Annotated in this window: 26 protein-coding genes and 1 pseudogene; 12 read left to right on the plus strand and 15 right to left on the minus strand. The window is 60.8% G+C overall.

Features of this window, described 5'->3' with window-relative positions:
• Positions 1 to 1,282: 1,282 nt before the first annotated feature.
• Together AACY31_RS29015 and AACY31_RS29020 are read left to right on the plus strand one after the other, a co-directional pair.
• Positions 1,283 to 1,477 (plus strand): annotated as a pseudogene (locus AACY31_RS29015) (HAMP domain-containing protein); the annotation flags it as partial.
• A gap of 114 nt (positions 1,478 to 1,591) precedes the next feature.
• The gene (locus AACY31_RS29020) at positions 1,592 to 2,335 is read left to right on the plus strand and encodes a methyl-accepting chemotaxis protein (RefSeq protein ID WP_445261570.1); all 744 of its coding nucleotides are present in this window, start codon (positions 1,592 to 1,594) and stop codon (positions 2,333 to 2,335) included.
• A 185-nt stretch (positions 2,336 to 2,520) separates the two neighbouring features.
• On the opposite strand, the gene hisC is transcribed toward AACY31_RS29020, so the two are convergent.
• The 10 genes from hisC to AACY31_RS20015 form a co-directional block, all read right to left on the minus strand.
• Complete coding sequence (gene hisC / locus AACY31_RS19970; RefSeq protein ID WP_339492345.1) at positions 2,521 to 3,573, minus strand: histidinol-phosphate transaminase; 1,053 nt, start codon at positions 3,571 to 3,573, stop codon at positions 2,521 to 2,523.
• 1 nt (position 3,574) lies between these two features.
• Complete coding sequence (hisD, locus tag AACY31_RS19975; protein WP_339478956.1) at positions 3,575 to 4,912, minus strand: histidinol dehydrogenase; 1,338 nt, start codon at positions 4,910 to 4,912, stop codon at positions 3,575 to 3,577.
• A 123-nt stretch (positions 4,913 to 5,035) separates the two neighbouring features.
• The gene (gene hisG, locus AACY31_RS19980; protein WP_339478957.1) at positions 5,036 to 5,671 is read right to left on the minus strand and encodes an ATP phosphoribosyltransferase; all 636 of its coding nucleotides are present in this window, start codon (positions 5,669 to 5,671) and stop codon (positions 5,036 to 5,038) included.
• Between the two features lie 129 nt (positions 5,672 to 5,800).
• Positions 5,801 to 7,066 (minus strand): UDP-N-acetylglucosamine 1-carboxyvinyltransferase, encoded by a 1,266-nt coding sequence (murA, locus tag AACY31_RS19985; RefSeq protein ID WP_339478958.1) that lies wholly within the window; start codon positions 7,064 to 7,066, stop codon positions 5,801 to 5,803.
• 22 nt (positions 7,067 to 7,088) lie between these two features.
• Positions 7,089 to 7,328 carry a BolA family protein gene (locus AACY31_RS19990; protein ID WP_007953556.1) on the minus strand — a complete coding sequence of 80 codons (240 nt, stop codon included), beginning with the start codon at positions 7,326 to 7,328 and terminating at the stop codon, positions 7,089 to 7,091.
• Positions 7,329 to 7,443: 115 nt separating this feature from the next.
• Positions 7,444 to 7,749 (minus strand): STAS domain-containing protein, encoded by a 306-nt coding sequence (locus AACY31_RS19995; RefSeq protein ID WP_339479193.1) that lies wholly within the window; start codon positions 7,747 to 7,749, stop codon positions 7,444 to 7,446.
• A gap of 8 nt (positions 7,750 to 7,757) precedes the next feature.
• Complete coding sequence (locus AACY31_RS20000; protein WP_339492346.1) at positions 7,758 to 8,411, minus strand: MlaC/ttg2D family ABC transporter substrate-binding protein; 654 nt, start codon at positions 8,409 to 8,411, stop codon at positions 7,758 to 7,760.
• 11 nt (positions 8,412 to 8,422) lie between these two features.
• A complete protein-coding gene (mlaD, locus tag AACY31_RS20005) occupies positions 8,423 to 8,890 on the minus strand; it encodes an outer membrane lipid asymmetry maintenance protein MlaD (RefSeq protein ID WP_339478960.1) in 468 nt (155 codons plus the stop codon).
• On the minus strand, positions 8,890 to 9,687 hold the full coding sequence (gene mlaE, locus AACY31_RS20010) for a lipid asymmetry maintenance ABC transporter permease subunit MlaE (protein ID WP_339478961.1): 798 nt from the start codon (positions 9,685 to 9,687) through the stop codon (positions 8,890 to 8,892). Before mlaE ends, mlaD begins: the two co-directional genes overlap by 1 nt.
• Positions 9,687 to 10,496, minus strand: a complete 810-nt coding sequence (locus AACY31_RS20015) for an ATP-binding cassette domain-containing protein (RefSeq protein WP_339478962.1) — start codon at positions 10,494 to 10,496, stop codon at positions 9,687 to 9,689. The genes mlaE and AACY31_RS20015 overlap by 1 nt, the downstream gene beginning before the upstream one ends.
• Positions 10,497 to 10,770: 274 nt before the next feature.
• Here AACY31_RS20015 and AACY31_RS20020 point away from each other — a divergent pair, with 274 nt between their 5' ends.
• The 10 genes from AACY31_RS20020 (at position 10,771) to AACY31_RS20065 (ending at position 17,778) form a co-directional block, all read left to right on the plus strand.
• On the plus strand, positions 10,771 to 11,745 hold the full coding sequence (locus AACY31_RS20020) for a KpsF/GutQ family sugar-phosphate isomerase (RefSeq protein WP_339478964.1): 975 nt from the start codon (positions 10,771 to 10,773) through the stop codon (positions 11,743 to 11,745).
• On the plus strand, positions 11,746 to 12,270 hold the full coding sequence (locus AACY31_RS20025) for a KdsC family phosphatase (RefSeq protein ID WP_339478966.1): 525 nt from the start codon (positions 11,746 to 11,748) through the stop codon (positions 12,268 to 12,270).
• A 7-nt stretch (positions 12,271 to 12,277) separates the two neighbouring features.
• Positions 12,278 to 12,847 carry an LPS export ABC transporter periplasmic protein LptC gene (gene lptC, locus AACY31_RS20030; protein ID WP_063322911.1) on the plus strand — a complete coding sequence of 190 codons (570 nt, stop codon included), beginning with the start codon at positions 12,278 to 12,280 and terminating at the stop codon, positions 12,845 to 12,847.
• Positions 12,834 to 13,382, plus strand: a complete 549-nt coding sequence (lptA, locus tag AACY31_RS20035; RefSeq protein ID WP_339478968.1) for a lipopolysaccharide transport periplasmic protein LptA — start codon at positions 12,834 to 12,836, stop codon at positions 13,380 to 13,382. Before lptC ends, lptA begins: the two co-directional genes overlap by 14 nt.
• Positions 13,382 to 14,107 (plus strand): LPS export ABC transporter ATP-binding protein, encoded by a 726-nt coding sequence (gene lptB / locus AACY31_RS20040; RefSeq protein WP_072346987.1) that lies wholly within the window; start codon positions 13,382 to 13,384, stop codon positions 14,105 to 14,107. Before lptA ends, lptB begins: the two co-directional genes overlap by 1 nt.
• Before the next feature lie 164 nt (positions 14,108 to 14,271).
• Positions 14,272 to 15,765, plus strand: coding sequence for an RNA polymerase factor sigma-54 (locus AACY31_RS20045; RefSeq protein WP_339478972.1), 1,494 nt, complete (start codon positions 14,272 to 14,274; stop codon positions 15,763 to 15,765).
• Between the two features lie 76 nt (positions 15,766 to 15,841).
• Positions 15,842 to 16,150, plus strand: a complete 309-nt coding sequence (gene hpf / locus AACY31_RS20050; RefSeq protein WP_339478973.1) for a ribosome hibernation-promoting factor, HPF/YfiA family — start codon at positions 15,842 to 15,844, stop codon at positions 16,148 to 16,150.
• Between the two features lie 12 nt (positions 16,151 to 16,162).
• Entirely contained in the window at positions 16,163 to 16,627 is a 465-nt protein-coding gene (ptsN, locus tag AACY31_RS20055) for a PTS IIA-like nitrogen regulatory protein PtsN (RefSeq protein ID WP_003197847.1), read from the plus strand.
• Positions 16,628 to 16,629: 2 nt separating this feature from the next.
• The gene (rapZ, locus tag AACY31_RS20060; RefSeq protein ID WP_339478974.1) at positions 16,630 to 17,487 is read left to right on the plus strand and encodes an RNase adapter RapZ; all 858 of its coding nucleotides are present in this window, start codon (positions 16,630 to 16,632) and stop codon (positions 17,485 to 17,487) included.
• A 15-nt stretch (positions 17,488 to 17,502) separates the two neighbouring features.
• Positions 17,503 to 17,778 carry an HPr family phosphocarrier protein gene (locus AACY31_RS20065; RefSeq protein ID WP_339478976.1) on the plus strand — a complete coding sequence of 92 codons (276 nt, stop codon included), beginning with the start codon at positions 17,503 to 17,505 and terminating at the stop codon, positions 17,776 to 17,778.
• 213 nt (positions 17,779 to 17,991) lie between these two features.
• Here the strand turns inward: AACY31_RS20065 and AACY31_RS20070 are convergent, their stop codons facing one another.
• Genes AACY31_RS20070 through AACY31_RS20090 form a run of 5 tightly spaced genes read right to left on the minus strand, consistent with a single transcriptional unit; the run spans position 17,992 to position 21,760 of the window.
• On the minus strand, positions 17,992 to 18,882 hold the full coding sequence (locus AACY31_RS20070) for a ZIP family metal transporter (protein WP_339478978.1): 891 nt from the start codon (positions 18,880 to 18,882) through the stop codon (positions 17,992 to 17,994).
• 19 nt (positions 18,883 to 18,901) lie between these two features.
• Positions 18,902 to 19,525, minus strand: a complete 624-nt coding sequence (locus AACY31_RS20075; RefSeq protein ID WP_339478980.1) for a superoxide dismutase — start codon at positions 19,523 to 19,525, stop codon at positions 18,902 to 18,904.
• 2 nt (positions 19,526 to 19,527) lie between these two features.
• The gene (locus AACY31_RS20080) at positions 19,528 to 19,968 is read right to left on the minus strand and encodes a hypothetical protein (RefSeq protein ID WP_339478982.1); all 441 of its coding nucleotides are present in this window, start codon (positions 19,966 to 19,968) and stop codon (positions 19,528 to 19,530) included.
• Positions 19,969 to 19,995: 27 nt separating this feature from the next.
• Positions 19,996 to 21,372: a class II fumarate hydratase gene (locus AACY31_RS20085; protein ID WP_339478984.1), complete on the minus strand. Its 1,377-nt coding sequence runs from the start codon at positions 21,370 to 21,372 to the stop codon at positions 19,996 to 19,998.
• The gene (locus tag AACY31_RS20090) at positions 21,365 to 21,760 is read right to left on the minus strand and encodes a FagA protein (protein WP_339478987.1); all 396 of its coding nucleotides are present in this window, start codon (positions 21,758 to 21,760) and stop codon (positions 21,365 to 21,367) included. The genes AACY31_RS20085 and AACY31_RS20090 overlap by 8 nt, the downstream gene beginning before the upstream one ends.
• Positions 21,761 to 21,837 lie beyond the last annotated feature (77 nt).

Below are 21,837 nucleotides of genomic sequence, written 5' to 3' on the forward strand. Positions count from 1 at the left end.
TGGGCGTATCCTAGGCCTTGATTTGTATCAGCGCCAGATACACAACGAGCGATTAGCGTTTTTTTCGGACAGACCCCACACGAGCCATTTACGACACTCACGCAGCTAAAACAGTCAGCCGACGAACAGCGCCTCATGCCGCGCCACAGAAATGCCGATAACTGATCCAGACGTCATTTACGCGTCCGGAGCCTTTATGAAATTCAGATCGATCCAGTTTTCCGTGGCAGCCCTGGCCGGTGCCATTGTGCTCAGCGTGGTGGCCGCCCTTGTGCTGTACGCGCTGTTTGCCGGCGCGCGCACCCAGGACATGGTGCAACAGCGGACCAAGGCACAGTTCGAACAACTCATCGAACAACGCCTCAGGGCCCTGGCCCGTACCCAGGCCAGCCTGATCCAGCGGGAACTGGAAGCCCCGTTGCTGCTCGCCCGTGGCCTGGCCACCAGCAACGCCTTGATGGGCATGAACGGCACGGACGGCAACCCGCAACTGAAGGTGCCCCGCGAGCAAATGATCAGCCTGTTGCGCGAAACCGTGGTGCGCAACCCGAAGATCCTCGGCGCCTACATCGCCTGGGAGCCGAACGCCATCGACCACGACGATGCCAATTATGTGAACAGCCAGGTGGTGGGCATGGAAACCAACGGGCGTTTCCTGCCGTGGTGGTTCCGTAACCAGGACGGCTCCCTGGGCCTGGAAAAACTCGCCGATGTAACCGACCAGAAACTGCTTTCCACCGGCATCCGCGCCAGTGAGTACTACCTGTGCTCCCGGGACAGCAAGAAAGCCTGCGTGATCGACCCGGCGCCCTATCGCGTTGGCAGCACGATGACCATGCTCGCCTCGTTCATCGAACCGATCATGATCGATGGCAAGTTCCAGGGCATCGTCGGCGCCGACCTGTCAGTGAACTTCATCCAGGACATGCTCGTGGCCGCCGATGGCAAGTTGTACGACGGCGCCGGGGAAATGGCCTTGCTCTCCAGCAACAACCGACTGGTGGCCTTCACCAAGGACCCGAGCAAACTCGGGGAAAAGGCCAGTGACCTACTGGACGCCAGTGCTCTGGATAACCTCGCCAGGCTGAGCATTGGCGAAGTGCGCTACGACATCGACGAAGAACACGGGCATATCGAGGTGTACATGCCGTTCGGCATCGGCGAGACCAACGCTCGCTGGACGCTGATGTTGCAGCTGCCGCTGAACGCGGTCATGGCCGACTTGCAGGCGCTGCAGAAAGACCTCGACCAACAGCGCCAGACCGACATCTTCGGCATGGCAATGGTGGGCCTGGTGATTGCCGGCATCGGTCTGCTGGTGATCTGGCTGGTGGGCCACGGCATTGCCAGGCCGCTCAAGCAAATGGTGGCGATGCTCGATGACATCGCCCAGGGCGAGGGCGACCTGACCCGTCGCCTGGTCAGCGACCGCGCCGATGAATTGGGGGCGATCGCCAGGGGCTTCAACACCTTCCTGAGCAAGTTGCAGGGCATGATCACTCAGGTGGTGACGTCGGTGCAGAGCGTCAGCGATTCGTCGGAGCACACCGCCGATATCGCGATCCGCACCAACCAGGGCGTGCACAAGCAGATGTCGGAGATCGATCAGGTCGCCACGGCCGTGCACGAAATGACTGCCACCGCCCAGGACGTGGCCCGTAACGCGACCCAAGCCGCCCAAGCCGCCAGCCATGCAGACCAGGCTGCCAGCCAGGGCATGCAGATCGTGCGGGACACCTCCACCTCCATTGGTGCCCTGGCCGTGGAAATCGGCAAGGCGGTGGGTGTGGTGCAGACCCTGGCCAAGGACAGCGAGAACATCAACGCGATCCTCACCGCCATCCGCGGGATCGCCGAGCAGACCAACCTGCTGGCTCTCAACGCGGCCATCGAAGCCGCCCGGGCCGGTGAACAGGGCCGTGGTTTCGCGGTGGTCGCCGATGAAGTGCGCAACCTGGCGCAAAAGACGCAACAGGCGACCGAAGAAATCCAGACGATGATCCAACAGTTACAACAAGGCACCCGGGACGTGGTGCGGGTGATGGAAGACAGCCAGCACCGTACCGACGAAAGCGTGCAGCATGCGGCGAAAGCGGCCCAGGCCCTGGAAACGATCACCCAGGCCGTGTCGGTGATCAACGACATGAACACCCAGATCGCCAGCGCTGCCGAAGAACAAAGCGCCGTAGCCGATGACATCAATCGTAACGTGATCAACATCGGGCAAGTAGCGAACGAGGTAGCCAGCGGCGCCGACGAGTCCAGTGCGGCCAGCGCCGGATTGACCAAATTGGCGGAGCAGCAGCGGCGGTTGATCAATCAGTTCAGGGTCTGATCCAAAGGCCCCATCGCGAGCAAGCTCGCACAGGGGGATGTGCACTGGAACGCCGATTTTGTGAACGCCACAAAACAACTGTGGGAGCGGGCTTGCCCGCGAAGGCGTCAGTCCAGCCAACATTGAGGTGACTGACACTACGCCTTCGCGAGCAAGCTTTGCTCCCACAGGTTCAATGCAGGGGTTTAGAGTTCGCCAAGGGCTTCGATCAGCGCTTGGTTCTGCTCCGGTGTACCGATGCTGATCCGCAGGAACTGGGCAATCCGCTCCTGTTTGAAGTGCCGCACGATCACACCCTGCTCCCGCAGTTTCGCTGCCAACCCTGCCGCATCGTGCCGGGGGTGGCGGGCGAAGATGAAATTGGCCGCCGAGGGCAGCACTTCAAAGCCCTTGGCTTGCAGTTGGGCCACGACCCATTCACGGTGCTCAATGACCAACTGGCAGGTCCGGTCGAAATGCTCGCGATCATCGAACGCCGCCGCGCCGCCGACATTCGCCAAGCGATCCAACGGGTAGGAGTTGAAGCTGTTCTTGATCCGCTCCAGCGCTTCGATCAGGTCCGGATGGCCCACCGCCAAGCCCACGCGCAGCCCCGCCAGGGAGCGGGACTTGGACAGGGTCTGGGTCACCAGCAGGTTCGGATAGCGATCCACCAGGCTGATGGCCGTCTCGCCGCCGAAGTCGATATAGGCCTCGTCGACCACCACCACCGAGTCTGGGCTGGCCTTGAGGATCTGCTCGACCGCCTCCAGCGCCAGCAGGCAGCCGGTCGGCGCATTCGGGTTGGGGAAAATGATCCCGCCATTGGGTTTGGCGTAGTCTGCCGGGTCGATCCGGAACTGCTCATCCAACGGCACCGCATCGAACTGGATGCCGTACAGCCCGCAATATACGGGGTAGAAGCTGTAGCTGATGTCCGGGAACAACAGCGGCCGGTCGTGCTGCAACAGGCCGTGAAAAATATGCGCCAGTACTTCATCCGAACCGTTACCCAGGAACACCTGATTGCTCTGCACGCCGTAATAGCGGGCCACGGCGCTTTTCAGCAGGTCGCTGTTGGGATCTGGGTACAGGCGTAGATTATCGCTCAGCTCGCCCTGCATCGCCGCCAGGGCCTTGGGCGATGGGCCGTAGGGGTTCTCGTTGGTGTTGAGCTTGACCAACCGGGTCAGCTTCGGCTGTTCACCCGGCACGTAGGGCACCAGGTTCTTGACGAACGGGCTCCAGAATTTACTCATTTCAGTTCCCCTGCCCTTCGATGGATGGCTCGTCAAGAATGCGGTACTCGGCACTGCGCGCGTGAGCGCTCAGCGATTCGCCACGGGCCAGCACCGAAGCAGTCTTGCCCAGTTCGGATGCGCCCTGCTCGGAGCAGAAGATGATCGACGAACGTTTCTGGAAGTCATACACCCCCAGCGGCGACGAGAAGCGCGCGGTGCCGGAAGTCGGCAGCACGTGGTTGGGGCCTGCGCAATAGTCACCCAGGGCCTCACTGGTGTGGCGCCCCATGAAGATCGCACCGGCGTGACGAATCTGCGGCAACCAGGCCTGCGGGTCGGCGACCGACAGTTCCAGGTGTTCCGGTGCGATGCGGTTGGCGACTTCGATGGCCTGGGCCATGTCATCGACCTTGATCAGCGCACCACGACCATTGATCGAAGTGTTGATGATCTCGGCGCGGTCCATGGTCGGCAGCAGCTTGTCGATGCTGGCGGCGACCTTGTCGAGGAACTCGGCGTCCGGGCTGACCAGGATCGCTTGGGCATCTTCGTCGTGCTCGGCCTGGGAAAACAGGTCCATGGCGATCCAGTCCGGGTCGGTCTGGCCGTCGCACACCACAAGGATTTCCGAGGGGCCGGCGATCATGTCGATACCGACCTGGCCAAACACGTGGCGCTTGGCGGTGGCGACATAGATATTGCCCGGCCCGACCACTTTGTCGACCCGCGGCACGCTTTCGGTGCCATAAGCCAACGCAGCCACGGCCTGCGCACCGCCGATGGTGAACACTCGGTCCACGCCAGCGATGCAGGCGGCGGCCAGCACCAGTTCGTTGATTTCACCGCGCGGGGTCGGGACGACCATGACCACTTCGGTCACGCCGGCGACCTTGGCCGGAATGGCATTCATCAGCACCGAGGACGGATAGGACGCCTTGCCACCCGGCACGTATAGGCCAGCGCGGTCCAGCGGCGTGACCTTCTGGCCCAGCACCGTGCCGTCGGCTTCGGTGTAGCTCCAGGAATCCTGTTTCTGCCTTTCGTGATAGTCGCGCACCCGGGACGCGGCTTTTTCCAGGGCTTCGCGCTGGGGGGCGGTGATCCGGGTCAGGGCCAGTTCCAGGCGCTCGCGCGGCAGGATCAGGTCGGCCATGGACGCCACTTGCAGGCCGTCGAACTTCTGGGTGAATTCCACCAGGGCCGCATCGCCACGCTCGCGCACAGCCTTGATGATATCCAGCACCCGCTGATTGACCGAATCGTCAGACACGCTTTCCCAGCTCAGCAGATGATCCAGATGATGTGCAAAATCCGGGTCGGCAGCGTTGAGTCGGCGAATCGAAGTGGGAGCGGTCATAGCGAGGGCCTCATTAATGGCAAATGCTCAGGCGCCCTAAGCTACCAGTCCATTCGCGTGGGCACCTGAGAAAATTGGCTATGACACGGATAGACGGGCGCGACTCAAGGTCGCGCAGGTGAATCAGCCGCGGTGTCGCGATTCCACTGCCTTGCGCAGGGTATCGATCAGAGCCTGGATACGGGCGTGCTGCATTTTCATCGAAGCCTTGTTGACGATCAGCCGGGAGGTGATGTCAGCGATGAAATCCTGGGGCTCCAGACCATTGGCCCGCAGGGTGTTGCCAGTGTCGACCACGTCGATGATCTTGTCCGCCAGGCCGATCAGCGGCGCCAGTTCCATCGAACCGTACAACTTGATGATATCGACCTGACGGCCCTGCTCGGCGTAATAACGCTTGGCAACGTTGACGAACTTGGTCGCCACGCGCAAACGCCCCTTGGGCTCCGACGCGCCTACTTTACCCGCGGTCATCAGCTTGCAGCGGGCAATCTGCAGGTCCAGGGGCTCGTACAGGCCCTGGCCGCCGTATTCCATCAGCACGTCTTTGCCGGCAACGCCCAGGTCGGCGGCGCCATGTTCCACGTAGGTCGGCACATCGGTGGCACGCACGATCAGCAAGCGCACATCGGCCTGGGTCGTGGGGATGATCAGCTTGCGGCTCTTGTCCGGATTCTCGGTCGGCACGATGCCCGCTTCAGCCAGAAGCGGCAGGGTGTCGTCAAGGATGCGGCCCTTGGACAGTGCGATGGTCAACATGGGAAACGTCAGTCCTTATCAAGGTACTCATGCCCGGTCGCAAGCGGCGCCGGACACACATCGAGGGCGCAAACACCCTCGACCTGAAACGAAATCAACGGGCACGTCCTTGTGCCCATGCAGCCGGAACTAGCCCGGTACGCGGCGGATCTTGGCGCCGAGCATCTGCAGTTTTTCCTCGATGCACTCGTAGCCACGGTCGATGTGGTAGATGCGGTCGATCAGGGTATCACCTTCGGCAACCAGGGCCGAGATCACCAGGCTGGCCGAGGCCCGCAGATCGGTAGCCATCACTGGCGCGCCCTTGAGCTTCTCGGTCCCCGTGACGATGGCCGTGTTGCCTTCGACCTGGATCTTGGCGCCCATGCGGTGCAGTTCGTAGACATGCATGAAGCGGTTTTCGAAGATCGTCTCGATCACCGCGCCCGTGCCTTCGGCAATGGCGTTGAGGGAGATGAACTGCGCCTGCATGTCGGTCGGGAACGCCGGATACGGTGCGGTCCGCACGTTGACGGCTTTTGGCCGCTTGCCGTGCATGTTCACTTCGATCCAGTCTTCGCCGCAGGTGACTTCGGCACCGGCTTCCTTGAGTTTCTCAAGGACGGCTTCAAGGATGGTCGGATCGGTGTCCTTGACCTTGACGCGGCCACCGGTGACGGCAGCGGCCACCAGATAGGTACCGGTTTCGATCCGGTCCGGCATCACTCTGTAGGTGGCCGAATGCAGGCGCTCGACGCCATCGATGGTGATGGTGTCGGTGCCGGCACCGCTGATCTTGGCGCCCATGGCGATCAGGAAGTTCGCCAAGTCGACCACTTCAGGCTCACGCGCGGCGTTTTGCAGCACGCTGCGGCCCCTGGCCAGTGCGGCGGCCATCATGATGTTCTCGGTACCGGTCACGCTGACGGTATCGAAGAAGAAGTGTGCGCCGCGCAAGCCCCCTTCCGGCGCCTTGGCCTTGATGTAGCCGCCTTCGACGTCGATCACCGCGCCCATGGCTTCAAGGCCGCGAATGTGCAGGTCCACCGGACGCGAGCCAATGGCACAACCGCCAGGCAAGGCAACTTCGGCTTCACCGAAACGGGCGACCATCGGGCCCAACACCAGGATCGACGCACGCATGGTCTTCACCAACTCGTACGGGGCGACCAGGGTCTTGATGGTGCGCGGGTCGATCTCGACGCTGAGCTTCTCGTCGATCACCGGCTCAATGCCCATGCGACCGAACAGCTCGATCATCGTGGTGATGTCGTGCAGGTGCGGCAGGTTGGCCACGGTCACCGGGCCATCGCACAGCAGAGTCGCGGCCAGGATCGGCAGGGCGGAGTTCTTTGCCCCGGAAATACGGATTTCGCCATCAAGACGAACGCCGCCGGTAATAATCAGTTTATCCATAAGAATCTCGAGGCCCTTGGGCTCAGGTGCGCTCGGCCCAGGCCGCGCTGCTGAAAAATTTCATCGTGACCGCGTGGATGCTGCCATCGGCGATCCATGGGTTCAAATGGGCATAGATGCTCTGCTGACGCTTCACTGGGCTCAACGCCGCCAGTTCATCGCTGATCACGTTCAACTGGAAGTTGCAGCCTTCGCCTTCAACTTCCACCTGCGTACCAGGCAGCTTTCCTTCTAGGAAGCTCTTCACTTCTACAGCCTGCATGCTCAACCTCAATCGGCGCCCTGTGCGCGCGGGTCGCACATCATACAAAAAAGCCCCGTGCCTGCGAACCCCGCGAAGCAGGACTCTGACGGGGGGACTTTTCCAACGATGTGGGTCAGGGGTGCGCCAACAACTCGGTCAGCTCGCTGACCTGGGCTATTTCACGCATGTCTTCGGGCATCCCACGGATGCTCCACATTTTGCCGGCAGCCTTGGCGTCCCGCATGAAGCACAGCAGCAGCGACAAGCCGACACTGCTGGACTTCTGCACCGCCGAACAGTCAATGACCACCTCGGCGGCACTGACGGACTTGATCAGCGCCTGACCCTGCTTGCGCAGAGCCGGGCCGGTGCGGTAATCCAGCACGCCACTGAGCATCAGCGTGCCAGCCTCATCCAGACGAACGGCCGACTCACTCACCGACTCGATCATTGTGCCTGCTTCTCTTTGGCGTCTTCGGCCACGTCCTTGGCCTTGGCGACCTCACCGGCCCAACCGTTGATGGTTTTGTCCAGGTCGTTGCCATTGCGCTGCATCGCGTCGGCGAACTGATCACGGAACAGCTTGCCGATGTTGATGCCATTGATGATCACGTTGCGCACCTTCCACTCGTCGTTGATTTTCTCGAGTGTGTAGGAGACTGGGTAGATCGCGCCGTTGTTGCCCTTGACCTGCATATCGACGCTGGTGCGGTTGCCGTTTTCGTCCTTGGCCGGCGAAACCGTGATGCCCTGGTTGTTGTACTCAAGCAAGGCGTTGCCATAGAACTGCATCAGGCTGCGCTTGAAGTTCTCCTGGAAGCGGATCATCTGCGCCGGGCTCGCCTTACGCGAGTACTTGACGGTCATGATGCTCTTGGAGATGCCCTCGGCGTCCACCACGGGGCCGACGATGCCGTTCAGCGCATCATAGAACGCGCTGGGGTCCTGCTTGTATTTCTCTTTGTTGGCCGAAAGGTCTGCCAACAACCGGCTCGTCGTGTCCTGGATGATGTCATGGGCCGAAGGCGCAGCCACGGCGTTAGCCATCAGCGGCAGCGCCGCGAGCAACACCAACAGGCCACGTCGCAAGATAGAGATCATTCAAAAGCTCCTCATTTGGCGTCTTTGCTAACGGTATTGAGCAGGAATTTACCGATCAGGTCCTCAAGCACCAAGGAAGACTGCGTGTCGTGGATGACGCCACCGTCCTTGAGCACGGCATCGTCCCCACCCACGCTGATGCCAATGTATTTCTCCCCCAGCAGCCCAGCCGTGAGGATAGATGCAGTGGAATCAGTCGGCAGGTTATCCACACGCTTTTCCAACTGCAGCGTCACCCGACCGGTGAAATCCTCGCGATTCAGATCGATTGCCGTGACCTTGCCGATGGTGACACCGGCCATGGTCACCTTTGCTCTGACCGTCAAACCGGCGATATTGTCAAAATTGGCATAAAGTTTATAAGTATCGGTGCTTGCCGTCGGCGCCAATCCACTGACCCGCAGGGCCAGCAGCAGCAAAGCCAGGATGCCAGCCAGCAAGAAAAGGCCGACACCGATTTCCAGGGTGCGGTTTTGCATCAGAAATCTCCAAACATCAAGGCGGTCAGAATAAAGTCAAGGCCCAGGACCGCCAGCGAGGCGTACACCACGGTCTTGGTTGTGGCTCGGCTGATCCCCTCAGACGTGGGCTCACAGTCATAGCCTTGAAACACGGCGATCCAGGTCACGACGAAAGCGAATACGACACTTTTGATCACGCCATTGAGGACATCATCGAGGAAGTCGACGCTGTTTTGCATGTTCGACCAGTAGGAGCCCTCATAGACCCCCAGCCAGTCGACAGCCACCCATGAGCCGCCCCAAATCCCCACGACGCTGAAAATCATCGCCAGCACCGGCAGGGAAATGAAACCGGCCCACAGGCGCGGGGCAATGATGTACTTGAGCGGGTCGACACCGATCATTTCCAGGCTGGACAACTGCTCGGTGGACTTCATGTTACCGATTTCGGCCGTCAGCGCCGAACCGGCACGCCCGGCGAACAGCAGCGCGGTCACCACGGGGCCGAGCTCACGCAGCAGCGTCAACGCAACCATCTGCCCGACAGCCTGCTCCGAACCGTAGCTGGACAAAATGCTGAAGCCTTGCAGCGCCAGCACCATGCCAATGAAGATCCCGGAGACCACGATGATCACCAGGGACATCACGCCCACCGAGTGCAACTGCTTGACCAGCAGGCCAAAACCGCCGCCCGTCGAGTTGCGACCGAGCAAGGCGTGCATCAGGAACAGCGAGGAACGGCCCAGTACCGCCACCACATCGATGCCGGAGTGGCCAAACAGGCGAATTCTTTCCAACAGTGATTTCTTGCGCATCAGCGCTTCCCCAGCAGATCGGTACGGTAATCCGTGGCCGGGAAATGGAACGCCACCGGCCCGTCCGGATCACCCTTCATGAATTGGCGAATGCGCGGGTTGTCCGAGTCCTTCAGCTCCTGGGGCGTGCCCTGACCCAGTACCTGGCTATCGCCAACCACATAGATGTAGTCGGCAATGCTGGCGGTTTCGGCCAGGTCATGGGAGACCACGATGCTGGTGATGCCCAGCGCATCATTGAGCAGGCGGATCAGGCGCACGAGCACACCCATGGCAATCGGGTCCTGCCCGACGAAGGGCTCGTCGTACATGAGGATCTTCGGATCGAGGGCAATCGCCCGCGCCAACGCGACCCGACGCTTCATGCCGCCGGACAGCTCGTCGGGCATCAGGTCGAGGGCGCCACGCAGCCCAACGGCCTGCAACTTGAGCAGGACGATGTCACGGATCATCTCTTCCGGCAGGTCGGTATGGACCCGCAGCGGGAACGCCACATTCTCGAACACGTCGAGATCGGTAAACAGCGCACCACTCTGGAACAGCACCCCCATGTGCTTGCGCGCATCGAACAGGTCGCCGCGAGACAACTCGGGAAGATTCTGGCCATTGACCCAGACTTCGCCGGCGCTGGGGCGCAGTTGTGCCCCCATCAGCCGCAGCAGCGTGGTCTTGCCACACCCGGAAGGCCCCATGATGCCGGTGACCTTGCCGCGCGGAATGCGAATATCGATGTCATTGAAAATGCTGCGCGTCCCTCGCTTGAAGGACAGTCCCTTCAGCTCGACCGCGTAGGCGTTGTCGGCACTCATCTAAACTCCTTGCGATGCAGCCTCACATTCGAATGCCCAGGGCAGCCGACAAGCGGCGGTACCGCCGGGCACACAAACCGGCGGCGAACTATATCACTGCAACAGCCAAGCGCCCAAGGCCAACGCCCCGCCTGTTAAGCCTGGCTTAAGGTAAAAAGCCATATTTTATGTCGAACCTTGCGGCCCCTCGAACAAAGCATGACGAACTTACGTGAGGGAATTGTTCATTGCCGCTATAATCGCCGCCTTTTCATCGGGCTATACGATTTCTGACATGAGCCAATCCAGCGACCTGATTCAATCGGCACAACGTACCATCCGCCTCGAGCTTGAAGCCGTGCAAGGCTTGGTGCCCCATATCGACGCTGATTTCGTACGCGCCTGCGAGATGGTTCTGGCCGCCAAAGGCCGCGTGGTCGTGGTAGGCATGGGCAAGTCCGGGCACATCGGCAACAAGATCGCCGCCACCCTCGCCAGCACCGGCACCACGGCCTTTTTTGTCCATCCGGCCGAAGCCAGCCACGGGGACATGGGCATGATCACCCGGGACGACGTCATCCTGGCCCTGTCCAACTCCGGTTCCACCCATGAAATCATCACACTGCTGCCGCTGATCAAGCGCCTGGGCATCCAGTTGATCAGCATGACCGGTAACCCGGACTCGCCGCTGGCCAAGGCCGCCGAAGTCAACCTCAATGTTCATGTCGAACACGAAGCCTGCCCGCTGAACCTGGCACCGACCTCTTCCACCACCGCGGCCCTGGTCATGGGCGACGCCCTGGCCGTGGCGCTGCTGGAAGCCCGGGGCTTCACCGCGGAAGATTTCGCCTTTTCCCATCCGGGTGGCGCCCTCGGCCGTCGCCTGCTGCTGAAAGTTGAAAATGTGATGCACGCGGACCAGGCGTTGCCGCAAGTGCTGCGCGGCACGCTGCTCAAAGACGCACTCATGGAGATGACCCGCAAGGGCCTGGGCATGACGGTGGTCCTGGAGGCCGACGGCAAGCTCGCCGGGATCTTCACCGACGGCGACCTGCGCCGCACCCTGGACCGCACCATCGATATCCACAGTGCCACCATCGAGCAAGTCATGACGCCCCACGGCAAGACCGCCCGCGCCGAGATGCTCGCCGCCGAGGCCCTGAAAATCATGGAAGACCACAAAATCAGCGCCCTGGTGGTCGTCGACGACGAAGACCGTCCGGTGGGCGCCTTGAACATGCACGATTTGCTGCGTGCGGGAGTCATGTAAATGAACACAGACCTGTTGCAACGCGGTCAAGCCATCAAGTTGGCGGTATTCGACGTCGACGGCGTGCTGACCGACGGTCGCCTGTACTTCCTTGAAGACGGCAGCGAGTTCAAGACGTTCAACACCCTCGACGGCCAAGGCATCAAAATGCTGATGGCCGCCGGCGTGCAGACCGCTATCATCAGCGGCCGCAAGACCCCGGTGGTCGAACGGCGCGCGAAGAACCTCGGCATCGCGCACCTTTACCAGGGGCGCGAAGACAAACTGGTGGTGCTGGACGAGCTTCTGGGTCAACTCAACCTAAGCTATGAACAGGTAGCCTACCTCGGTGACGACCTGCCAGACCTGCCGGTGATTCGCCGGGTCGGCCTGGGCATGGCGGTCGCCAATGCGGCCAGCTTCGTCCGCGAGCACGCCCACGGCGTCACCACGGCGCGAGGCGGCGAAGGTGCGGCCCGCGAATTCTGTGAACTGATCCTGCGCGCCCAGGGCCACCTTGAAGCGGCCAACGCCGCGTACCTGTGAGCCATTTATGCTGAGCAAGAAAATTCGCACCATCGTGGTGTTCGGCTGTATCGCGGCGATTTTCGCGGCGGTGGGCTACTGGAACATCAGCCCCGAACGGTTTCTCGACCGGCCTGCCGCCCAGATCGAGGAAAAGATCGACTGGTACGCGACCAACACGCATACCCTGCAGTACCTGCCCGACGGCAAAGTGCAATATGAGATGACGTCCGACAAGGTCGACCACGTCAAGGCCACTGACATTACGCTGGTCACCAAGCCCGACCTGAACATGTTCCGCGGCACCGAGTTTCCTTGGCATGTGCAGAGCGAGCACGCCGAAGTCAATTCCGGCGGCACCGAAGTCGAACTGATCGACTCGGTGCGCATCGCCCGAACCGACGAGAAAAACCGTACAACCATCATCACCAGCACGCGCATGACCGTGTTCCCACAGCAAGAATATGCGCAGACCGAGCAACCCGTTAGAATCGACGGCGCCGGGGGTGTATCGACCGGCACGGGAATGAAAGCGTATTTGAAGGAAAGCAGGATACACCTGCTATCGAACGTAAGAGGACAGTATGAAGCTCGCTAAAACCCTCCCTATTTTGCTCAGTCTGGGCGCAGCACTGGGAAGCGCGAGCGCCTGGGCTCTTCCCGACGACCGTAACCAGCCTATCCGCATCCAGGCCGACGATGCCCAGCTCGACGACAAGAATGGCGTCGCCACCTATAAAGGCGACGTGATCATCACCCAGGGCTCGATGAAGGTCACCGGCAATACCGTGACCATCACCCGCACCTCGTCCGGCGACATCGACGTAGTAACCTCGGTGGGCAACCTGGCCTATTTCGAACAGATGCAAACCGCAGGCGATACCAAACCTGTACAGGGCTACGGGGTAACCATCCAGTACCACGCCGCCAAGGATCGCGTAGTCCTGATCGACCGCGCCAAGGTCATCGACAAGGACAACAACGTGACCCAAGGCGAGAAAATCGTCTACGACACCAACAAGAAACTCGCCAGCGCCGGTCGCGCCACCGGCAGCAAGGTGACCGAGTCGCGTCCGCGGATCGACATGGTGATCCAACCGAAAAAGAAAACCGACGAGCAGAAGGCCCAGTAATGGCAACTCTGAAAGCTCAGCACCTGGCCAAGAGCTACAAGAGCCGTCAAGTCGTGCGTGATGTCAGTCTGTCCATCGACAGCGGCCAGATCGTCGGCCTGCTCGGCCCCAACGGCGCGGGCAAGACCACCTGCTTCTACATGATCGTCGGCCTGGTCCAGGCCGACCAGGGTCGCGTGCTGATCGACGACCTGGACGTCAGCCACCAGCCGATGCACGGCCGGGCGAAGGCAGGTATCGGCTATTTACCGCAAGAAGCGTCGATCTTCCGCAAACTTTCGGTTGCCGACAACATCATGGCGATCCTCGAGACCCGCAAGGAACTCGACAAGGCCGGTCGTCGCCAGGAGCTGGAAAGCCTGTTGCAGGAATTCCACATCAACCACATTCGCGACAACCTGGGCATGAGCCTGTCCGGTGGCGAGCGGCGTCGCGTGGAAATCGCCCGCGCCCTGGCCACCGCACCGAAGTTCATCCTGCTCGACGAACCGTTCGCCGGCGTGGACCCCATTTCGGTGGGCGACATCAAGCAGATCATCCATCACCTCAAGGCCAAGGGGATCGGCGTACTGATCACCGACCACAACGTGCGCGAGACGCTGGATATCTGCGAAACCGCCTACATTGTCAATGACGGCCAGCTGATCGCCGAAGGTGACTCCGCAGCGATCCTGGCCAATGACCTGGTCAAGGAAGTGTACCTGGGCCATGAGTTCCGCCTGTAAGCACAAGTGTCTGGCGAATTGCCCGAGCGTCGTTTAATTTTATTATGGCGACGCTCTAGGCAAACACTTCAGTTTCAGGCATATAATTTGCTTAAGTTTGGCGCTTCGGCGCCCTGTAGTGGATGGCGCATGTGCGCCGGCGAATAAGGTGTTAAGCCCCTGCCATGAAACCATCGCTAGTCTTGAGAATGGGCCAGCAGCTGACGATGACACCGCAGCTGCAACAGGCCATCCGCCTGCTCCAATTGTCGACCCTGGACCTGCAACAGGAAATCCAGGAGGCCCTGGAGTCCAATCCGATGCTCGAACGCCAGGAAGAAGGCGACGACTTCGACAACACCGACCCGCTGGCCGACAACGTCGAGCAGAAGACCAATACCGAAATCCCGGAACCGGCCTACCAGGAAGCCGCCCCGACGGTGGACAACCTCGAGGACGGCGAATGGAACGAACGCATCCCCAACGAACTGCCCGTGGACACGGCCTGGGAAGACGTCTACCAGACCAGCGCCAGCAGCCTGCCAAGCAGCGATGACGACGAGTGGGACTTCACCACCCGCACCTCCGTTGGCGAAAGCCTGCAAAGCCACCTGCTGTGGCAGCTGAACCTGGCGCCGATGTCAGACACCGATCGCCTGATCGCTGTGACCCTGATCGATTGCATCAACAACCAGGGCTACCTGGACGAGACCCTCGAAGAAATCCTGGAAGCCTTCGACCCCGAGCTCGACATCGAGCTGGACGAGATCGAAGCCGTCCTTCATCGCATCCAGCAGTTCGAACCGGCCGGCATCGGCGCCCGCAACCTGGGCGAGTGCCTGTTGCTGCAACTGCGCCAGTTGTCCGCCAAGACACCGTGGTTGGTCGAAGCCAAGCGGCTGGTCACCGATTACATCGACCTGCTGGGCGGCCGCGACTACAGCCAACTGATGCGTCGCATGAAGCTCAAGGAAGATGAGCTGCGCCAGGTCATCGAGCTGGTGCAGAGCCTCAACCCACGCCCTGGCTCGCAGATCGAATCCGCCGAACCTGAATACGTGGTCCCCGACGTGATCGTGCGCAAGCACAATGATCGCTGGCTCGTGGAGCTCAACCAGGAGTCGGTACCCAAGCTGCGGGTCAACGCCCAGTACGCCGGTTTTGTAAAGCGCGCCGACACCAGCGCCGACAACACCTTCATGCGGAATCAGCTGCAGGAAGCGCGCTGGTTCATCAAGAGCCTGCAAAGCCGCAACGAAACCCTGATGAAAGTGGCCACCCAGATCGTCGAGCATCAGCGCGGCTTCCTGGAGTACGGCGATGAAGCAATGAAACCGTTAGTCCTGCATGACATTGCCGAGGCAGTGGGCATGCACGAGTCGACGATTTCCCGGGTAACCACCCAGAAATTCATGCATACCCCTCGGGGCATCTATGAATTGAAATACTTTTTCTCCAGCCACGTCAGCACCTCCGAAGGCGGCGAATGCTCGTCCACGGCCATCCGCGCGATCATCAAAAAACTGGTGGCTGCGGAAAATCAGAAAAAGCCGTTGAGTGACAGCAAGATCGCTGGTTTACTGGAGGCACAAGGCATTCAGGTGGCCCGCCGCACCGTCGCCAAATACCGCGAATCCCTCGGGATCGCGCCTTCGAGCGAACGCAAGCGGTTGATGTAACGAGCCACGCCACAGCGTTCCAGTGGCAGGCATTTCTGCCTGCCGCTTTATGCACTGGCAACGAAGGAGAAGCTGTATGCAAGTCAACATCAGTGGACACCAACTGGAAGTGACCGACCCCCTGCGCACCTACATCGGCGAAAAACTCGACCGATTGGAGAGGCATTTCGACAAGATCACCAACGTGCAAGTCACGATGAACGTCGAGAAACTGCTGCAGAAAATCGAAGCCACGCTGCATATCCCCGGCGGAGAAGTGGTTGCCAACGCAGAGCACACAGACATGTATGCCGCGATTGACCTGCTGACCGACAAGCTGGATCGCCAACTCAAAAAGCATAAGGAAAAGACCCAGAGCCTCCTCCAGGGCGCAACCGGTCGTTAACCCCCCCAATCCATGATCCGACTAGAAACCATCCTGACCCCCGGCCGTTCCCAGGTGAACGCGCCGGGCGGCAGTAAAAAGAAAGCCCTCGAACACATTGCCAACCTGATCCACCGCGAGGTGCCGGATCTGGAAATGCAGGACGTCTTCGAGGCCCTTGTTGCCCGTGAAAAACTCGGTTCCACCGGTTTTGGCAACGGCATCGCCATTCCCCACTGCCGTCTCAAGGGTTGTGCCGCGCCGATCAGCGCGCTGTTGCACCTTGAAACCGCTATAGATTTCGACGCCATCGACGGCGCCCCGGTCGACCTGCTGTTTGTATTGCTGGTACCGGAAGCGGCGACCGATGCGCACCTCGAGCTGCTGCGCCAGATCGCTAGCATGCTGGACCGCAAGGAAGTGCGCGAAAAACTGCGCAGCGCACCGAGCAACGAAGCGTTGTACCAGGTTGTCCTGGACGAGCAGAACGGTCATTAAAAATGCGCATGATCATTGTCAGTGGCCGCTCCGGCTCCGGTAAAAGTACAGCCCTCGCCGTGCTTGAGGACAGCGGCTACTATTGCATCGACAATTTGCCCGCCGGCCTGCTGCCGGAACTGGCCGAGCGTGCCCTGATCCACACCGAGCTGGCGCAGCCACTGGTGGCGGTGTCCATCGATGCGCGTAACCTGCCAAGCCACCTGTCGCGTTTTCCTGAACTGCTCAAGGAAGTGCGCAGCCGGCATATCCAGTGTGACGTGCTGTACCTGGATGCCGATGAAGAAACACTGCTCAAGCGTTTTTCCGAAACCCGCCGGCGCCACCCACTGAGCAATGCCAACCGCTCCCTGGCCGAAGCCATCGAGGATGAAAGCCAGCTATTGGGGCCAATCGCTGACCTGGCAGACCTGAAGGTCAACACCACGCACCTGAACCTGTATCAGTTGCGCGACACGATCAAGCTGCGCCTGCTCAACCAACCCGAGCCGGGTACAGCGTTCCTGGTGGAGTCGTTCGGTTTCAAGCGTGGCATGCCCGTAGACGCCGACCTGGTGTTCGATGTGCGCTGCCTGCCCAATCCTTATTGGAAACCGGAATTGCGCGAGCAGTCCGGGCTCGACCAGCCGGTGATCGACTACCTGGCCGCCCAGCCGGATGTCGAGGAAATGTATCAGGACATCTCCAGCTACCTGCTCAAATGGCTGCCCCGCTTTGCCGCGAGCAACCGCGCCTATGTCACGATCGCCATCGGTTGTACCGGCGGCCATCACCGCTCCGTCTACCTGACCGAACGTCTGGGGCAACTCCTGCAACAATCCCTGAAGAACGTCCAGGTTCGCCACCGCGACCTCAGCTAAAGGATTCACATCGCGATGCCTGCTCAGGAAATTGAAATCATCAACAAGCTGGGTTTGCATGCCCGAGCGTCGGCCAAGTTCGTCGGAGTCGCGGGCCAGTTCAAGGACACCACCATCAGGGTTGGCCGGACACCCGAAACCGCAATTGACGGTAAAAGCATTATGGCGATGATGATGCTCGCTGCCGGCAAGGGCACCAGGATCCACCTGCACACCGAAGGTGAAGAGGCGCAGGAAGCGCTGGACGCCCTGGTGGACCTGATCAACAGATACTTCGACGAAGGCGAATAACTGCCCCAAACCCGAGGCGAGCAGCTCCCGCGGGACTGCATGTCGGAGTTGCCGAAGGCTGCGATCTTTTGATCTTGATCTTTCACTCCTGACTCAATGGGGGGTGGAAGGATCGCAGCCTCGTTGCACTCGACAGCTCCTACACAACTCCAACGGCGCAGCCAAGCGAAGCGCCCTCGCCCCTTAAGCTCCAGACCCCGCGTTTTTTTTGCATCACGCCAACGCCGTATCCAACACCATCATCAGGCAAAAACCCACCAGCAGCCCCAGGCTCGCCAGTTTCTCGTGACCATTGCGGCGAGATTCGGGAATGACTTCGTGAGTCACCACCAGCAACATCGCCCCGGCCGCCGACGCAAGGCCCAGAGGCAAGAGCATCTCGGCCAGGCTCACCAACCAGGCGCACAGCAGCGCGAACACGGGTTCGACCAGCCCTGACGCCGCGCCAATCAAGAACGCCTTGGCCCGCGACATCCCCGCCGTAGCCAGCACCAGCGCGATCACCAGCCCTTCGGGTACATCCTGCAAGGCGATGCCCATCGCCAGGCTATCGGCATCCGGCATGCCGCCGCCCGCCGACACCCCCACTGCCATGCCTTCGGGAATGTTGTGGGCAATGATGGCAAACACAAACAACCAGATCCGCGCCGCAATGATCGGGCGACCTGGCACCGCGACCCGCCTTTCGGGGCTGGCCGAGACCTTGCGGTCCACCAGATACAGCCCGAATGCTCCCAATAGAATGCCGAAACTGATAAGACCGCTGGCCGCCCAAGGCGTTAACCCCAATTGTTCGGCTGCGGCAATGCCTGGCACGATCAGCGAAAACGCCGTCGCCGCGAGCATCACCCCGGCACCGAAGCCCAGCAGTGAATCGCTAACCACCTGGGGCATGCGCCGGATGACCAACACCGGCACCGCCCCCAGCGCGGTGCCCAAGGCGCAGAGCCCGCCGCCCTCGAGCGCGCGCAACAACCTGGGGTCCAGGTCCAACCAAGCCAGGCCCTGCGCCGCCAACAACGTCATCCCGGCCAACAGCAACAGCGATCCCAAGGCATAGCGGAACATCCGTCCGCTTCCAATCGCCAGTGTTTGAGTATCCATAGTCAGCCTTGAGTTGCTTTCACGAAGGACTCGAAGCCAACGCAACCTGGTAGCGCCGGGCGACCTCAGGCCAGTTGATCACGTTGTAGAAGGCACTGATGTATTCCGGACGACGGTTCTGGTAGCGCAGATAATAGGCGTGCTCCCAGACGTCCAGGCCAAGAATCGGTGTGTTGCCATTCATCAGCGGGCTGTCCTGGTTGCCGCTGCTTTCCACCACCAGGGTCTTTTGCGGGGTCACGCTCAACCAGGCCCAGCCACTGCCGAAACGGGTCAGCGCCGCTTTGGTGAAGGCTTCCTTGAAACCCTCGATACCGCCCAACTGCGCTTCGATTGCCGCCGCCAAGGCGCCATCGGGCTGGCCGCCGCCCCGGGGTGTCATCACTTCCCAGAACAGCGAATGGTTGGCATGACCGCCGCCCTGGTTGATCACCGCGGCCTGCAGGCTTGCCGGCAACTGCTCAACACTGGACACCAGTTTTTCGACGGGCCACCCGGCGTATTCGGTGCCGTCCACCGCTGCGTTGAGGTTATTGATGTAGGTCTGGTGATGCTTGGTGTAGTGGATCTCCATGGTTTGCGCATCAATGTGCGGCTCCAGGGCGTCATAGGTGTAGGGCAATGCAGGTAAGGTAAAAGCCATTTTCAATGAACTCCATGATGAAGAGGGGCATTGCGCTGCCGGGGCGTAGCGGCAGTGCAGTGCAGCAGGCGCTGGGTGCGTGGGTACTCACCGTGCTCGCTGATGAAATTCAGCAGTTCGACATAGGTCTTGTGGCTCTGACGCAGCGCGGCGGTGCGCAGGGCCGGCGCCAAGCGTTCGTCCTGCATCGCCTGCAACAACCTTTGGTGGATCGCACACAGATACTCGGCGCTCTCCTCCGGCTGGTTCAGGCGCAAGTGCAGGTCCGCCAGGTTGTGATGGGAGACGACACACGCGGCCACGGCTTCGTCGGCATCCGCCCAACGCTCGAACAACACCTGGGCCAGCGCCAGGGCTTGCAGGTAGGCTTCGCGGGCGTCTACCAACTCACCCAGCATGAAACAGCGATTGGCCCGTTCGATCGTACGTTTCCAGTGTTCCATGATGAGTCCTCCACACAGGTGCCGGGATTACACGCCGCCAGCGGTGAGCTTCTCCGGGTCCAGCAGGACTTCGAGTTCGCGGCGGGTCAGGTCGGTATGCTCCAGGGCGACATCGATGACCGGCCGGCCTTGCTGATAAGCCTTCTTGGCGATTTCAGCGGCCTTCTGGTAACCAATGATCGGATTCAGCGCGGTTACCAGGATCGGGTTGCGCGACAACGCTTCCTTGAGCTGAGCCTCGTTGACCCTGAAGCTGGCGATGGCCTTGTCCGCCAGCAAGCGGCTGGCAGTGGACATCAAGGCGATGCTGCTCAGCAGGTTCTGGGCGATGATCGGCAGCATCACGTTCAATTCGAAGTTTCCCGATTGACCGGCGATAGTAATCACCGTGTCGTTGCCAATCACTTGGGCCGCCACCATCGCGGTCGCTTCAGGAATGACCGGGTTGACCTTGCCGGGCATGATCGAGGAGCCCGGTTGCAAGCCTTCGAGCTCGATCTCGCCCAGGCCTGCCAGCGGCCCGGAATTCATCCAGCGCAGGTCGTTGGCGATTTTCATCAGCGACACGGCAGTGGTCTTGAGCTGCCCGGAAACCGCTACGGCGGTGTCCTGGGAGCCGATCAGCGCGAACAAATTCTTGCCCGGGGTGAATTGCACCTGGGTCAATTGCGTCAGTTGTTGGCTGAACAGCTCGGCGAAACGTGGATGGGCATTGACCCCGGTGCCGACCGCCGTCCCGCCCTGGGCCAGGGATTGCAGGCTCGGCAGCACATCCTCCAAGTGGTCGATATTGGCCTTGAGCTGTTGCGCCCAACCGTCAAGCACCTGGCTCAGGCGCACCGGCATGGCATCCATCAGATGGGTGCGACCCGTCTTGATGAATGGGTGAACCTCTGCGGCCTTGCGCTCGATCACCTGCACCAGGCGCAACAGCGCCGGCAGCAGTTGCTCACGCAAGGCCAGCGCAGCGCTGACATGAATGCTGGTGGGGATGATGTCGTTGCTGCTCTGGCCGCAATTGACGTGGTCGTTCGGATTGACCGTTTCCCCCAGCAGGCGACTGGCGAGGGTCGCGATCACTTCGTTGGCGTTCATGTTGGAGCTGGTGCCGGAGCCGGTCTGGAAGATGTCCACCGGAAAATGGTCCATGAAGCGGCCTTCGAGCAATCCCAGAGACGCATCGACGATGGCCTTGCCCTGGGCCGCGCTGATTTGTTCCAGCTCTACGTTGGCCCGGGCGGCGGCAGCCTTGGCCAGGATCAGGGCGCGGATGAACTGCGCCGGCATACACTGTCCGCTGACCGGAAAGTTGTTCACGGCGCGCTGGGTCTGGGCGCCATAGAGAGCATCCACCGGGACTTGCAGCTCGCCCATACTGTCGCGTTCGATACGGGTATTACTCATCGGGAGATCCTTGCACCAGTTCAATATGAGGAATCGACGGTTCCAAGGCGCAGGTCGCCAGCGCCCAGGCATGACCCTGCCAGCGCTTGAGGCGGCAGCGGCACAGTGATTGTTGTTCGAGCTCACGCAGAGGGCGCCAGGCCTGGTCGAGGCAGAGATTGCGCCAATGCCAGGGCAGCGCGACATCCGAGGCGGTGTCGAGCAGCAGCCGGAACGCGGTCTCGGAGATCATCCATGGCGAAGTGGCGGTGCAGCAGGCCAGATAGCGGCCCTCAGCCAGGTAGTGCTCGATCAACCGCGGCTCGTCCGGGTTCATCGCGCAACGGATCTGGCGGCTCATCCAGCGCCAGTTTTCAAGGCAGGGTTGTTCGTGCAAGGCAGAACTCATGACCGGGGCTCACTCGGTGAATGAGACTTATTATTAGATGATAATAATAACCAACACAACCACGAAGCAGCACAAAT

Origin of the sequence: Pseudomonas sp. RL_105y_Pfl2_101, assembly GCF_963970585.1 — a bacterium.
In the GTDB taxonomy this organism is placed as follows: domain Bacteria; phylum Pseudomonadota; class Gammaproteobacteria; order Pseudomonadales; family Pseudomonadaceae; genus Aquipseudomonas.